General features: G+C 36.8%; 9 protein-coding genes. 2 read left to right on the forward strand and 7 right to left on the reverse strand.

Annotated elements, in window-relative coordinates:
* Nucleotide 1: 1 nt before the first annotated feature.
* From B4F31_RS02470 to B4F31_RS02480, 3 genes are read right to left on the reverse strand one after another with little or no spacing between them, the layout of a single operon-like run.
* On the reverse strand, nucleotides 2-1,141 hold the full coding sequence (locus tag B4F31_RS02470; RefSeq protein WP_093304874.1) for a Gfo/Idh/MocA family protein: 1,140 nt from the start codon (nucleotides 1,139-1,141) through the stop codon (nucleotides 2-4).
* Between the two features lie 22 nt (nucleotides 1,142-1,163).
* Nucleotides 1,164-2,399 carry a nucleoside permease gene (locus B4F31_RS02475; protein ID WP_286760528.1) on the reverse strand — a complete coding sequence of 412 codons (1,236 nt, stop codon included), beginning with the start codon at nucleotides 2,397-2,399 and terminating at the stop codon, nucleotides 1,164-1,166.
* 18 nt (nucleotides 2,400-2,417) lie between these two features.
* Complete coding sequence (locus tag B4F31_RS02480; RefSeq protein WP_093304872.1) at nucleotides 2,418-3,431, reverse strand: sugar phosphate isomerase/epimerase family protein; 1,014 nt, start codon at nucleotides 3,429-3,431, stop codon at nucleotides 2,418-2,420.
* Between the two features lie 149 nt (nucleotides 3,432-3,580).
* Between B4F31_RS02480 and B4F31_RS02485 the strand changes: the two genes are divergently transcribed.
* Both B4F31_RS02485 and B4F31_RS02490 read left to right on the forward strand, forming a co-directional pair.
* A complete protein-coding gene (locus tag B4F31_RS02485; protein WP_286760529.1) occupies nucleotides 3,581-5,287 on the forward strand; it encodes a GMC oxidoreductase in 1,707 nt (568 codons plus the stop codon).
* Between the two features lie 11 nt (nucleotides 5,288-5,298).
* Nucleotides 5,299-5,943, forward strand: coding sequence for a gluconate 2-dehydrogenase subunit 3 family protein (locus B4F31_RS02490; protein WP_093304868.1), 645 nt, complete (start codon nucleotides 5,299-5,301; stop codon nucleotides 5,941-5,943).
* 356 nt (nucleotides 5,944-6,299) lie between these two features.
* Here the strand turns inward: B4F31_RS02490 and B4F31_RS02495 are convergent, their stop codons facing one another.
* Genes B4F31_RS02495 through B4F31_RS02510 form a run of 4 tightly spaced genes read right to left on the reverse strand, consistent with a single transcriptional unit; the run spans nucleotide 6,300 to nucleotide 15,163 of the window.
* A complete protein-coding gene (locus B4F31_RS02495) occupies nucleotides 6,300-7,202 on the reverse strand; it encodes a hypothetical protein (protein WP_286760530.1) in 903 nt (300 codons plus the stop codon).
* A 4-nt stretch (nucleotides 7,203-7,206) separates the two neighbouring features.
* Nucleotides 7,207-8,541, reverse strand: a complete 1,335-nt coding sequence (locus tag B4F31_RS02500; protein ID WP_093304865.1) for a vanadium-dependent haloperoxidase — start codon at nucleotides 8,539-8,541, stop codon at nucleotides 7,207-7,209.
* Nucleotides 8,542-11,808 (reverse strand): VCBS repeat-containing protein, encoded by a 3,267-nt coding sequence (locus tag B4F31_RS02505; RefSeq protein ID WP_286760531.1) that lies wholly within the window; start codon nucleotides 11,806-11,808, stop codon nucleotides 8,542-8,544. It lies immediately after the preceding gene.
* Entirely contained in the window at nucleotides 11,792-15,163 is a 3,372-nt protein-coding gene (locus B4F31_RS02510) for a VCBS repeat-containing protein (RefSeq protein ID WP_286760532.1), read from the reverse strand. The genes B4F31_RS02505 and B4F31_RS02510 overlap by 17 nt, the downstream gene beginning before the upstream one ends.
* Nucleotides 15,164-15,253 lie beyond the last annotated feature (90 nt).

Below are 15,253 nucleotides of genomic sequence, written 5' to 3' on the forward strand. Positions count from 1 at the left end.
TTTATGCGTCTATTTTTATCCAAACATTTCCTTTAGCGTGAGACTCTACTACTTTTTCTATAAAGTTCATTCCACGTATGCCGTCTTTCATTGTAGGAAATTCAGCAGGGTGATATTTTTCGCCATTAATGGCGCGAGCAACTCCTTTATAAATATTCCCCATAGAATCAAAAATACCTTCTGGATGTCCCGGAGGGAGTTTGGTGCCGTCTAAAGATAGGGCAGAATTGTACTCGTGCCCCGGTTTTAAAACCTTCATAGGTTGCCCTTCTTCTAATTTGTAAAGGTAATTTGGGTTTTCCTGTTCCCATTTTAAACCGGCTTTTTTTCCATAAATCTTTACCGCAAAGTTATTTTCTTCCCCGGTAGCGATCTGGCTTGATCTAAGCACTCCTTTTACAAATTCTGAAAAACGAAGAAGCACAGTGCCGTCCACATCCATCTTATTATCGGAATATACGTAGTTCAGGTCGGCTAAAAGCTCTTTTACTTCCAGGCCTGTTACATATTCAATCATATCAAAAGCGTGGGTTCCAATATCACCAATACAACAACTTATTCCACCTTTTTCGGGATCAAGTCGCCAAATACTGTTTCTTTCTTCTTTATCGTGTATAATTGAATTAATCCAACCCTGATAATATTGCACGTCAATTTTTTGAACTTCTCCAATCTCTCCGGCAGCAATCATTTCTTTCATTTGCCTAATCATTGGGTAACCGGTATAGGTATAGGTTACCGCAAAAACCGTTTTAGATTTGGTAAGTGTCTCTTCAAGTATTTTTGCTTCTTCGTAAGTGGTGGTCATTGGCTTTTCACAGATCACATGAAAACCGTTTTCCAGCAGCTGTTTTGCCATTGGAAAATGTAAAAAGTTGGGGGTAAGAATAGAAACAGCCTTTATGCGCTCTTCTTCAGGCAGTTTGGCTTCCTCTACAATTAAATGGTCCAGATCTTTATAAACTCTATCGGTACCAATGCCAAGTTCTCTAGCAAACTCCTGACTTTCTTTTAATGCTGGATTAAAAACCCCGCCAACAAATTCAAATTTATCGTACATAGAAGAAGCTACCCGGTGTAAAACTCCTATAAGGGAATCTCCTCCGCCGCCTAAAACTCCTAATTTTATTTTTTTACCCATATTTCAGTAATTTTTTGATTGGTTATATTTCAATATCTTTTTTGGCTATTTTTTCATCTTTAAAGAAAATAGCAAATAATATAAGAACTACAAAAGCAAATGCTGCGGGGAAGATCCAAATTTGTTCCCAATTATGGCTGCCATCGGCGTTCAAATACATGTCGCTAACCTGCCCGGCTACCCAGAAACCAATAAGCATCCCCACACCATAGGTGGCTAAAGTAATTAAGCCCTGAGCGGCACTTTTAATTTTTGGCCCCGCTTTGGAGTCGGTATATATTTGTCCCGAAACAAAGAAAAAGTCATAGCAAATTCCGTGAAGTGCAATTCCTATTATTAACATAAAAGCAAGTTCCCCGGTATCTCCATAGGCAAACAGCAAATATCTAACCGTCCAGGCTAACATTCCTGCCAGGATGGTAATCTTAAAACCGAATTTTTTGAAGAAATAAGGAATAAGTAAAAGAAACAAAGCTTCTGAAACCTGGCCTATAGACATTTTTGCTGTAGGATCTTCCATTCCAATTTCAGAAAGAAAAGGGTTGGCATTTTGGTAATAAAAAGCCAGTGGAATAGAAATTAGAATAGAGGAAATAAAGAAAATAAGAAAGTTTTTGCCTTTAAGTAAGCCAATTGCTTCCAGTCCTAAAATATCGGAAATTGAAACTTTTTCTCCTTTGCTACTCGGTGGAGTTTTAGGTAGACTAAAACTGAATAAACCTAACATAGCAGAAGCTATAGCAGCCATTAAAAAGGTATATCGAAGCATTCCTTCTGCACGGCCCTCGGCAGAATCCCATGCAAAAACTAGACTTATTATTAATCCTGAAATAATCCATCCTATGGTTCCAAATACTCGAATACTTGAAAATTGTTTAGAAGGATCTGACATTTGATAAAAAGAAATGGAATTTACTAAAGCCAGGGTAGGCATATAAATAATCATATACCCTAAAACATAAGGATAAAAATTGCTAAAATCTTCTGCCTGAAACATCATATAAAGCAATAAGGCACCAATAAGATGAAGTACCCCAAGGATGCGTTCGGCATTAAAAAAACGGTCGGCACTTAGTCCAATAATAAAGGGAGCTACAATTGCTCCCCAGGATTGAGTAGAAAAAGCCATAGCCGTTTGTGCACCTGTGGCTTCTAAATTTTGTGGTAAAAAAGTACCTAAAGTTACAAACCACCCTCCCCAAATAAAGAATTCGAGGAACATCATGGTTGATAGCTGGAATCTGGTTAAACTTTTCATTATCTTTTGTAGCTTCTCTTAGTTATTGTTGCTGTTTAATTTGCTCCCAACTTCTATTAAAAGTTTTTTAGTGGCTTTTATACCTTCTTCAGGAGATAAATTTCCTCCTTCATATTCTACCCCAATGAAACCGGTGTATCCTGCATCCTGAACAATTTTTAAGATTCTCTCATAATCAAGGCTCGTTTCTTCCCCTTCGTCATTAAAATCGTAAGATTTTGCGCTCACAGCTTTTGCATGAGGCATCATTTCTTCTATTCCCTGGTACTTTGGATATTCCTCTACACATTTTGCTTCCCAACGTTCACCACCCTGTCTTTTAAGGCAAAAATTACCAAAATCTGGAAGGGTACCGCAGTTTTCCATATTTACATCTTCAATAACTTCAACAAGAAGTGCCGCGTTAGAAGAAAGATATCCGTGATTTTCTACTAAAACATTCACATTTTTTCCCGCTGCATATTCGCTAAGCGCTTTTAAGCCTTTGGCGGCTGAAGCTTTCCATTCTTCCGGTTCTTCACTACCAAAAAGATTAACTCTTATAGAATGGGCGCCTAAAAAATTAGCGGCATCAACCCATTTTTTATGATTTTCTACGGCTTTTTCACGTTCTGCCTGGTTGGGGCTGGCTAATTCGCCTTCACCGTCTACCATAATTAGAACGTTCTCTACATCAAATTCTTCGCTCTTTGCCTTTAAAGTATCCAGCACTTTTTGCATTGCTTCTTCAGGATTACTGGCTTCACTAATGCGCTGGCCGTAAAAGCTGCTAACATATTCAATGCCTTCAAATCCCATTTCGTTCGCTTTTTCAGCAAAATCTATTGGATCTAATTCCCCGGCAAAAATTGGCTTATTAAGAGACCATTGAGCAAGAGAAAGTTTAAAAAATGGTTCAGCATTTTCTTCGGTTTTAACTTCAGCGGTTGCTGCGTTGTCTTTTTCAGCTTTTTGATCTTTACAGGAAAAAATTCCGAAGGAGATAAAAAGGAATAATAAATAATAAGAAAGTTTGGTTGGTCTTAGGTTCATAAAATAGGTTTAAGGGTTATTAGAATGTGATTTTACTGATAGTTTAAAATCTTAAAAGTATACTTTTTTTTAAAGAAGCAAAATTATAACCATAAATTTATATATTTGAAGGCATTCGATTAACTAAATTATTAATTAACTACAAGACAGTGAGCAATTATTATGAAAAAGACACTTATGATGCAATAGTCGTAGGTACAGGAATTAGCGGTGGTTGGGCCGCCAAAGAGCTTAGTGAAAAAGGATTTAAAACCCTTGTGCTTGAACGTGGACGTATGGTAAAACATATTGAAGATTATCCAACAATGAACGATGATCCCTGGGATTATAAGTTTAAAGGACAATTAACACGAGAAGAAGAAAAACGTCAGCAAAAACAAGCACGTACCGGTTATACTACTAATAAAGCCAGCGCACATTGGTTTGTAGACGATATTAAACACCCTTATAATGAAGTAAAAAGATTTGACTGGATGCGTGGGTATCACGTGGGAGGAAGATCTATTATGTGGGGACGTCACAGCTACCGCTTGAGTGATTTAGATTTTACCGCCAATAAAGAAGATGGCCACGGTGTAGACTGGCCAATTCGCTATAAAGATATTGCACCCTGGTATGATTATGTTGAATCATATATTGGCGTGAGTGGTGAAAACCTTGGGTTAAGCCAATTACCCGATGGGAAATTTCTGCCGCAAATGCCGCTAAACTGCGTTGAAGATCACCTTAAAAAAAGTATGGCCGACAATTTTAGTGACGGCCGTGTGCTAACCGCAGGTAGGGTTGCGCATATTACTGGTGATAAAGAATTTGAAGGTAGGTCTAGTTGCCAATTTAGAAACCGTTGTATTAGAGGTTGTCCTTACGGCGCTTACTTTAGTAGTAACTCTTCTACATTACCGGCGGCAGAACGAACTGGCAATATGACTTTAAGACCTAATTCTGTAGTAAATCAAGTAATTTACGATCCTGAAACTAAACTTGCTACAGGGGTAAAAGTTATAGATACCGAAACTAAAGAAGAAATAGAATTTAAAGCTAATGTTATCTTCCTTTGTGCTTCTGCCATTGCTTCTACAAGCATCCTAATGCAATCAAAATCTGATAGATTTGAGAATGGTTTGGGGAACGATAGTGGAGAACTGGGACATAATGTAATGGATCACCATTTTAAAGCTGGAGCATCTGGTAAATATGATGGTTTTGAAGATCAATATTATAAAGGAAGAAAGCCTAACGGAATCTATTTACCTCGTTTTAGAAATATTAACGGAAGCGATAATTTAGGCTTTACCCGTGGTTATGGTTATCAGGGTGGTGCGAGTCGTGGAGACTGGAGTGAAGGTATTGCTGAAGCTTCCTATGGAAAAGAATTAAAAGAAGCTATCGTTAAACCAGGTGGCTGGACTATGGGCTTAATGGGCTTTGGGGAAACCTTACCTTACCATGAAAACAAAATGATGCTGGATTATGATAAAACCGATGAATGGGGTTTACCAACAGTAACTTTTGATGCCGAGTTCAAGGAAAATGAACTCAAAATGAGAGAAGATATGGTAGCCCAGGCAGTAGAGATGCTGGAAAAAGGCGGATTTAAAGATGTGCAGGGCTACGATGATATTGGCGCACCGGGACTTGGAATACACGAAATGGGAACTGCCAGAATGGGTAGAGATCCTAAAACTTCGGTTTTAAACGGAAACAACCAGGTGCACGCTGTTCCTAATGTATATGTTACCGATGGTTCTTTTATGACCTCTGCAGGTTGCCAAAACCCTTCTTTAACTTATATGGCTATGACTGCCAGAGCAGCAGATCACGCTTCTAAAAACTTTAAAAAATCATCTAACGCTTAATTATTAGGATTATGAATAGAAGACAAGCATTAAGAAATATAGGACTTGGCGCGGGAGCTATTATTGTAGGTCCCACTACTTTAAACCTTTTGCAAAGCTGTAAAAATGATCCTTCTTATAACTGGGAGCCAACTTTTTTAAGCGCTGCTAACGGTTTCGCGTTAAAACAGGTTTTAGAAGTTATTATTCCAAAAACTGATACTCCTGGTGCTAATGATTTAAATATAGCCGAATTCATAGATTCTTATATGGAAGAGGTTGCTCACCAGGACAGGCAGGACAAATTCAAACAATCTGCTGATGCTTTTTCCAGGGCGTTTAAAAACGAATTTGATAAAGATGCAGGAGAAGGTAATGCTGAAGAATATGAGCAAATTGTAGCAAAATATCTTAGAGCAACTCCGGCAGAAAGAGATGAAATAGCTAAACGAAATACCGAAACCCAGGATCCGCAGGATAAAGATCAAAAAATAACTTTAGATGCAGATGCCGGTGCTTTAGCTTATTTGGAAGAAGTAAGAAGTATGGGAATTTGGGCCTATAAGACCAGTGAAAAAATTGGGGAAGAAGTAATGTGGTACGATCCAATTCCAGGAGAGTATATTGCTTGTGGTCCCGTAGATGAACTGGGCGGGGGCAAAGCTATGTCGCTTTAAGTTTTAAGAAGTACATGGAATAAATATCAAACCTCACAGGTTTTAAAAACCTGTGAGGTTTTTTTAGTATTAAATGCATCCAGACTTGTTTTTAAGACACACTATGTTTTCCCACAACTGCCAGCCGCGCAGTTTAATTCAGGTTTTTACCGTATTAAAAGAAAGTCTAAAAAGTATTATTTTCGTTAAGCTACCCCGAATCTTTGGGATTGTTTTAGCTTCTAACGTGGTTTGATTATCAATTATCTTAGATCCTGAAACAAGTTCAGGATGACAAATTTCAGAATTTTTCAGGCTTTATTTATTTATTTATTTATTAGAATCTTAAAACCACTGAGAGGATAAGAGATAGTATTCTATTCTACTATTGGTAAATATATTTCAGCTTCCCATAAAGATTCATCTCCACCCATTTGCGGATTATCTTTAAAGATTTCCAGGATATTTTCACTTTTAACCTCAATATTATTCTTTTCGGCATAATCAAGTAAATGAAACCAGGCATTATGCGAAAACATATAATTCCCGAGAAAACTCGCTTTTAAAGCTTTTTCTGAAGTAATTTTTTGAATATCAATTAATAAATCTTTAGGATAGGTTTGCATTTTTGCGATAGGGAAGCAAAAACTGAAGTTGATATTTTTAGTCTGTTTATTCCAGGAATTAATTAGAATTCTAGGTCTGCCCAGGGTTTCTAAATCATTCTCTAGGATATAATTAGAAAGTATATCTATAGTCTTCATCATTTCAAAAGCTTTTTGATCTACTTTACTGTTGGTTGTAATACAGGCACAGGTGTTCTGAGGAGTAACATTTTTTCCTTCAATTTGTACGTTATATAACGCTCTATTGGTAGATAGAGCTTTTTTAAAATAGGCAATTTCAGCTTTCATTTCTTTTTGAAAATTATTTTGGCCTGTCAGCAATAAGAAACGGTGTTCAAAAGAATTATTTTTATTGTTAATTTCTACTTTTACCTGGGTGATGGAATCGTTCTTTGGTTTGATAATCCAATTGAGTTCATAGCTTTCTGAATTCAATTCTGTTTCCTGAATTACCTGTGATAAATCAGATTTAATTTCAGAATTTTCCACCTTCATTTTATCAAAAATAGGTGAATCTACCCTGTAAACTATTTCGCCGGGAAGCGCTTTCGCCTCGAACTTAATAGTATAATCGTCATTTTTAATTACGAAATACCATAGCAGAAAAAGCACAGGTAAACCAGTAAGAAACAGTAGCCAGAATTTTTTGGACATTAAATTAGTAGGTGAGGGGTTGTATGTTGAGGTTTTCTACTACGTGGTTGCCAAGATTTCTTCCCTGTACAATGCCATTTTCTACAGCAGAGCGGTAATGAATTCCGCCATATAATCTACTTATTGCCGCTTCGTTGGCAGCCTGGGAAAAAGAAGTAAACGATCTTACCGGTAAACCATATTTTACCTCGGTATCATCTTCAAAACTGAATTCTTCACCAAAAATACGGGTAAGAACAATAGAAGCCGCCCCCGAAACTACAGAATGCCCACTAGAATATTCAGGAAAGGGCGGAGTTTGCAGTACAGGTTTCCAATTCTCGTCTATATGCTTATTAATTAATGTTTCAGGCCTTACCAGGTTACTTCTGTATTTTTCGTCCCAACAGCTTATAAACCCGTCGGCCAAAGCGATAGCAGTTGTGGTATAAGCATATGAACTTTGTGCGAAGTCTAACTCTGCCTTTTTAGAAGCAATTTTGCAAATTCCCATCCAGTGCCCGCCAGGAGTGATTTTCTTAGTCGCAAACATAAGATGACCGCGTTGGGTAGACACATAAGGATTGCAATCCCAAAATTGAGCAATTTTCATTTCTTCGGCTTCGTCTCCTTTTTTCTCCATTTCGTTTTTAATCTCGTAGACTTCAACGAGCTCATCGTAAAAGGCGGTTCCTTTTTTTAATGAAAACTCGGGATGAGGTAAAGGTTTAAATTGGGAGGCAGAATCTAATGTAAAAGGTCTAATTTTTGGCCAGTGAGGCTCAATACCATCCATATAAGATGGAGGGGTAGGCTGCCAACGGCTGGGATCGTCACTATACACCGAGTATTTGGGCATAGTGCGGGTTTCTTTATAATTATCTTTATCTATCCAGGAGGAAAGATGCTGAGCAACCGCCAGGCCATAATCTTTTGATGAGTTAAACTCATCTTTATTCGTTTTTTCCCATTCTGTGTAGAGACTGTCACGGTAAGTGGTAAGTAAATCTTCAGAAAAAATTAATTTTTTTCCAATTTCTATTTTTGCCACAAGCGCGGCGAGTTTATAATTGATATTTGCAGTAGAATCGACACTAGGGATAGGTTCCAGCTCTTCAAATTTTGAAGTGAGATCTATTAAATCTTTATTTTCCTGCCGCATAATCTGATAAGCAGCCAGGTTGGAGTACGCATAAATTCTGCTGGCTACCGGTGGTGAAAAAATATCGTGCACCATAATATCGGTAATTTTATCTACCGTTTGGTGATAATTCTCGGCTGTAACTACAATAGGTTTTTCTTCCTGGGAACAGGAAGTTAAAATTAATGTGCTTATAAAAAAATAAAGATATTTTTTCATTTAATTGTTCAATTTATAAAATTGTGGTTTACCATTGTTCAGGCTTAGCATAAGATAATCTTTTCCCTTAAAATTAATTAAATCAAGGCTTCTTACACTCTTTTGAGTAAGATTTAATCCCAGTTCAACTCCTTCTAAAACCTCACCATTTTGCGTGATTAAATTTCCCGCTAACGTATCAAATCTTCCGTGGTAGGGCGTTATTCCAAAATAATTGCCGGCAACCAGTACTTCTTCCTGATTATCTTTATTAAAATCGGCTTTTAAAAATGCTAAAATAGGCGCTACCTGTAATGCACTTTCAAAAGGCTTAAAAATATACTTTCCTTCCTGATTTAGCAAATATCCCGACGCCATTGTATGCACTTTCAGTAATTTAGCTTCTGCAAGGGTTTCTTTTTCAAAAACTTCTTCAATAGTTTTCCCGGCAAAATCTTTATACTGCGGGAACTTCTTTCGTAAATAGGAAAGCTGGCCTACCAGTTCATCGAGCCCGTTTGCGGGATAATATTTTTGATTTTTGGCATAAGCTATAATTGTTTCTGTACTTCCATTTTTGTCAAAATCTGAATAAAACATTTTTAGCGGAAATTCTGCCGAAGCTGGGAATTTAGTATTCAGGCCCCAGTTTCCGAGTAAATAATCCATTTTTCCGTCGTTATTTATATCAAAAGGAATAATACGCTGCCAAAGCCCATTTAGCTTTTCTTCCAGTATTTTTCCTGAAATATTTTCTAAACTTCCATTATTATTTTTGAAGAATTGAGGTGACATCCATTCTCCAATAACAATTAGATCTTCCTGGCCATCCTGGTCAAAATCTGTCCAAATCGCATCGGTAACCATTCCTATTTTTTCCAGCTCTGAATTTTCCTGGATTCTGAAATTACCATTTTCATTAATGAGCAGGTAGGAGGAAGGGATCTTGCCAAAATCGTTGGAAACTGCTGCACCACCCACAAAAATATCCAGGTGGCCATCGCCGTCAATATCGCCTAATTTCGCAACTGAAGTGTTTTCAAAAAATTGCGGTAATTTTTTAGCTTTTAATTCACCGTTTTCAAACCAATATAATTTATCTAAAAGGGCATCTGCTTCCCCGTAAAATTCTCCACCACCTGAAGTGACAAAAAGTTCATTCTTATCATCCCGGTTGAGATCTGCGATAATGGCTGATGTATTTTCGGTTTTTTCATCATTTTTCAACAATTTAAAATCCTGCTTTTTAAAAATGTTTTCCTGCTGAAAATAAATTTCTGCAGGTTCAAATTTAGAATTTCCGAAGAAGATATCATCCAGCCCGTTCCCATTTAAATCGCCAACGGCCACCGCGGGCCCACGGTCAGAAATTTGATAAGGAATCAATTTTTGCCTGTCAAAATCGGTATACCTGTTTTCGCTGTGGTTAAAAGTAATTCCCGGTAGAGAATCTACCTTTTCAAACCATTGCTTTGGCGCAAGGAAAAGTTTTTTATAATCAATAGCATCGCGCTTTTGGTTCGGACTTATTACCAAATGCTGATTTAAATCCAGTTTTTCCTTTTTTTGGTAAGTATTGTCTGGCCAGATAATCAATAACGAATCTAACTTTTCTTTCTTCGGAAAACCAAAATGAATAATGGGTTCTGAAGAAGACTGAAATCCCCTGGAATTATAAAGCTGGCGCGTTTGCATTTTTCCTTCCTGCCAGGCAATGGCTTTGGTGCCAATGCCAAAGGTATTTTGAGTATCTAGCTTAAAAGATAATTTTAAATAGGTAGAGGTTGAGTCTGCCCGATTTTCATAAATGCTCGCATTTGCATTAATATTATTGCTTACAATATCTAAATCCCCGTCATTGTCCAGATCGGCATAGGCGAGACCCGTAGAAATAACCGAATCTCGAGCCATCCATTTCCCCGATTGGTCTTTAAAATTTAGGCTGTTAGAACCTTTAAAAACGTAATTATGCACCTTTCCCGAAGGCATCATTTCTAAAGCTTCATTATCTACTAAACGTGTATTATTTATTTTTTTCTGTATCTGGTTGCTGGAAACGTATTTTATATAATCTAAATCATTGGGACGTTTGGGTATCCCTGTAGCTATATAAAGATCCTGAAAGCCATCCTGGTTAAAATCGGCAAATAGGGGAGCCCAACTCCAATCTGTAGCAGCTAAACCGCTTAAAAGACCGGTTTCCTGAAAGTAATCCCCCTGCTGATTTATTTGCAGCATATTTCGGGTGTACTGGTAATGATAGCCTAATTCTTCGGTCTTTAATTTATCTAAATCGCGTGGGTCGTCTCCTACAGAGGCTTTTACAACCTTTTCATCCTGGGGAAGCATATCCAGGGTAAGAATATCTATAAATCCATCATTATTCACATCAGCGGCGTCATTTCCCATAGAAAACCGACTCACATGCCCAAATTTAGATTTTAGCGTTTCGGTAAAAGTACCGTCTCCATTATTCAAATAATAATAATCATCTTCGTGAAAATCGTTACTCACGTAGATATCTGTGAAACCATCGTTATTAAAATCGGCAGTTGCGAGTCCGAGTCCGTAACCGTTTGCGCCACCATAAATCCCGGCTTCTTCGCTAACGTCCACAAATTTTCCGTTATCATTTCTTAAAAGTTTATCACCGCTTTCAGCAATACGTTTATTTCTAATATCTGCAGGGCCGTAAGTATTCACCGTGTGAACAGCGTGATTAAGTAGGTACATATCCAGATCGCCATCATTATCAAAATCAAAAAAAGCAGCAGTAGAAGAATAATTCTGAAAATCGAGCCCGAATTCTTCAGCTTTTTCAGAAAATGTGCCGTTACCATTATTGATGAATAATTCGTTTTTCCCGTTTAAACCGTTTATTCCAGAGACTGCGCAAACATAGATATCTAACAACCCATTACCGTTAACATCGGCCATAACTACTCCTGTATTCCAATTAGACGTGCCTGAAACTCCTGCCTTTTCGGTAATATCTTCAAACTGCAAGTTTCCTTTATTAAGAAAAAGTTTATTTTTTACCTGATTTCCGGTTAGGTAAATATCTGGTAAACCATCCTTATTTATATCGCCCACAGCAACGCCGCCGCCATTATAGAAATACAAATAATCTAAAATATTTAGCGCATTTGTTTCAGTAAGATCGTTGCTAAAATTTAGGCCTGTGGTTTCTGCCGGTAGGTTTTCAAAAAGAAAATCTTCCGAAGTTTTTTCTTTTTCACAGGAAGTGAGAAAGATGAATAAAAATACCAGGCTAAAGAGCTTTCTCATCAAACTTAAAAATTTTTGGTTCCTGATTATTTATGGCTACCAGAATAAGAATTTCTGCATTTTTATTTGATATTTTCCTTATGTGTTTCACTTCACCTTCAACTAAAAATCCTGATTTCTCTGAAGATATAATCTCCATATCACCATTCCCACTCACCTTTAGGAGAAGCCCTTTACTTGCATCCAAACGCCCAAATTGGGGTTTTAAGTTGAAATCGTTTCCGGCGAGTAAAAAATAACTATTTCCATTTTTGGTAGTTAGATGTTCAATAGCGTGAATACTTGATAACTGTGCTTCGGTAGGAAGTTCTTTAAACTCATAATTACCTTCAACATTATTTAAAGCAAGAAAACTTTTAAAAGTGGTTATCTCTTTTACAATAGAATTTTCAACAATTTTTTCTGAAAAAAGTTCCTGAATTGACTTCGTAGCATATTCTGAAAATTTAAGATTCTGCTTTTTTATTGCTGAAATTTGCCCTGCCAGTTCTCTTCTTAAATGAATTGGGATATCTCTGCCATCAATATTTCTGGTAAAAATTTGTTCTATAGTACCATTATTATCAAAATCGTTGATATAAACTTTAACCGGATTTTCGGCTGAAGTTTGATAAAACGAGTTGGTACCGCGATTTCCTAAAATAAAATCTGGATTTTCATCCCCATTTATATCTGAAACCGATAAACCTGTCCAGGCTCCGGAAAATTCGTTCAGATTATTATCTGCCGGGTTAAAAGAATTTCCGTTGTTTTGAAGAATTTTAGGCGCCATCCAGTCGCCGGTTAAAATTAGATCTTTTTTCCCATCAGCATTTGTATCTTCCCAAGTGGCATCGGTTATCATTCCCAGGTCGTTAAGTATGTAAGCTTTAGCATCGGTTACATCTTTAAAACTGCCTTTACCGTCATTTTCTAATAGCTGATGTTTGGGGTTAATTCCAAAAATTCCCGGCACGCTTCTCTTTCCTATAAACAAATCTATGTCACCATCATTATCAAAATCATATGGCGCGATCACTGAAGTATTTTGTGCAGAATTAGGTAGTTGATATTCTGAAGCGCTAAAACTTTCATTTCCCTGATTTATATAAATTCTATCGCGAAATATTTCTTTATCAACGTTAGCTTCATTCCCGCCTGAACCTACTATCAGGTCTGGTTTATTATCGCCGTTTACATCAGCAAAAACTGCATAGGTATCTTCAAAACTTGAATTTGAGGTAAAAACTTCGAGATTCTTTTCGCTAAAGCTTCCTGAATTATTCTGTAGATAAAGAACTCCGGCCTGGCCTTTTGCGCCTCCTAAATAAAAATCCTCATTTCCATCACCATTTATGTCGCTTACAGCTAATGCCGGGCCTTCACGCGATAACATTTTTGGTATTAGACCTTCATAATCGTAGTCTATATAATTATTTTCTTTGTGGTTTTGAAGTTTTGTATTTATTTCAGTAAGAATTGGTTGCGTTTGTTTTCTATCTGAATTAAAAGTTGAATTCGCCTCTGTTTGACTCAGTTGTAAAGTGGTATTGATCGTAGGATTTTTAATGACTTGTGTAGCTTTATTGGGCCAGATAATTTGGAGAGAATCGATTTTTTTAGTTTTTCCCAGGCCAAAAGTTAGGCTGTAATCTATTGAAGATTGAAAACCTCGTGTAGGAATTAATTCTTGTGAAAGCACCTGGTTGTCAAAATAGAGTAGGGCTTTGCTACCAATAGCAAAAGTGTTTTTTCCCTCCCCTTTTAGATTTAATTTCAGGTAATTATTTTCTAATTGTTCTGAAGTTCTGTTTTTATAAATAAATACCTCCTGATTTACGTTATTGACAACAAGGTCTAGATCACCATCATTATCCAGATCGGCGTAAGCAGAGCCGTTAGAGAAACTGGGTTCATTTAGGCCCCAATCTTTAGTTTTATTATCAAATGTTAGGTCTTGATTATTCTGAAATGCATAATTGGGAATAGGATTGCTGGGCATTTCACTAAGAATGGAATCAAATTCTTTTTTCTTACCGGTGAGAACCATTTCCTGAAGAATATCGTTGGCAAAGAAATCCATAAAATCCTGGTTAGTGAGATCGTGGTAGATCCCGTTGCTCACATAAATATCTTTGAACCCATCGTTATCCATATCAAAAATTAGGGCGCCCCAACTCCAGTCTGTTTGTGCAACACCACTTTGAAATGCGATTTCAGAGAAGGAATTTTCACCCGTATTGAGCTGTAGGGTATTTTGCATAAATTGGTGATAGAAATCCCTACTTTCTTTGAGTTTATAGATATCATATCGTTCAAAATCTGAAGTTTCTTTAAGGCGTTTATCGCTTTCCGGAAGCATATCGGTAACAAAGATCTCAGGACGCGCATCGTTGTTTATGTCGGCCATATCTGCGCCCATCGAAGAAAGACTTAAATGGGAAACACGGTTTTTAATATCTTCAGTAAAAGTACCATCACCATTATTGATATAAAGATAATCGCGTTCATAAAAATCGTTAGAAATATAAAGATCGGGGAGTTGATCGTTGTTTACATCACCTACGGTAACTCCAAGTCCAAAACCTATTAAGCTTCCGTAAATTCCTGCTTCTTCACTAACATCGGTAAATTTCCCGTCATCGTTTCGTAGTAATTTATCACCACCGCCTTTAAAAATTTCTGGTAAGTCCCAATCTTCACTTCTTAGATCACGTTTGTTATTAAAACTTAGGCTGGAAACCGGGATAAAGCTATTGTTAAGAATATATACGTCAAGATCACCGTCCCCGTCATAATCAAAGAAAGCAGCGTGGGTGGTAAATCCATTTTCATCTAAATTATAGGAAGCGGCGTCTTCAGTAAATGTAAGATCTCCATTATTGATAAAAAGTTCATTTTTACGATCTGCACCTTCAATATTCCCGGCATTGCTCACATAAATATCCAGGAGTCCGTCGTGATTAATATCTACCATACTTACACCGGTACTCCAGTTTTTTGTTCCTGCAGTACCTGAAGTTTCAGTAATATCTTCAAATTTAAAATCGCCTTTATTCAAGTAAAGTTTGTTTTTACCAAGATTTGAGGTTAAATAAATATCAGGTAGACCGTCGTTATTAATGTCTCCAATACCTACACCCGCACCATTATAAAAATTTCTATATCTAAAAATATTGAAATCTTTAGTATTGGTTATTGGATTTTCAAAATTGATTCCCGTTTGAGTAGATGACATTTTGGAGAATAATGCATCTTTATTTTCTTTTTCCGCAGGCATTTCATTTTCTGTTCTATCATTAGCACAAGCCATAAAAAGCAGTATAATAAAGATTGAACCAAAAATTGAAGAAGATAAATGAGAAGTGATTTTCATTGAGAAAAACAGGTTAGAAGGGAGGCTATTTTAATTGGCAATTTAAACAAAATTTAAGAAGAATTTAGGAGTCTAAAAGAAAAGAGACTA

It is taken from the genome of Salegentibacter sp. UBA1130 (genome assembly GCF_002311535.1).
Lineage (GTDB): Bacteria > Bacteroidota > Bacteroidia > Flavobacteriales > Flavobacteriaceae > Salegentibacter > Salegentibacter agarivorans.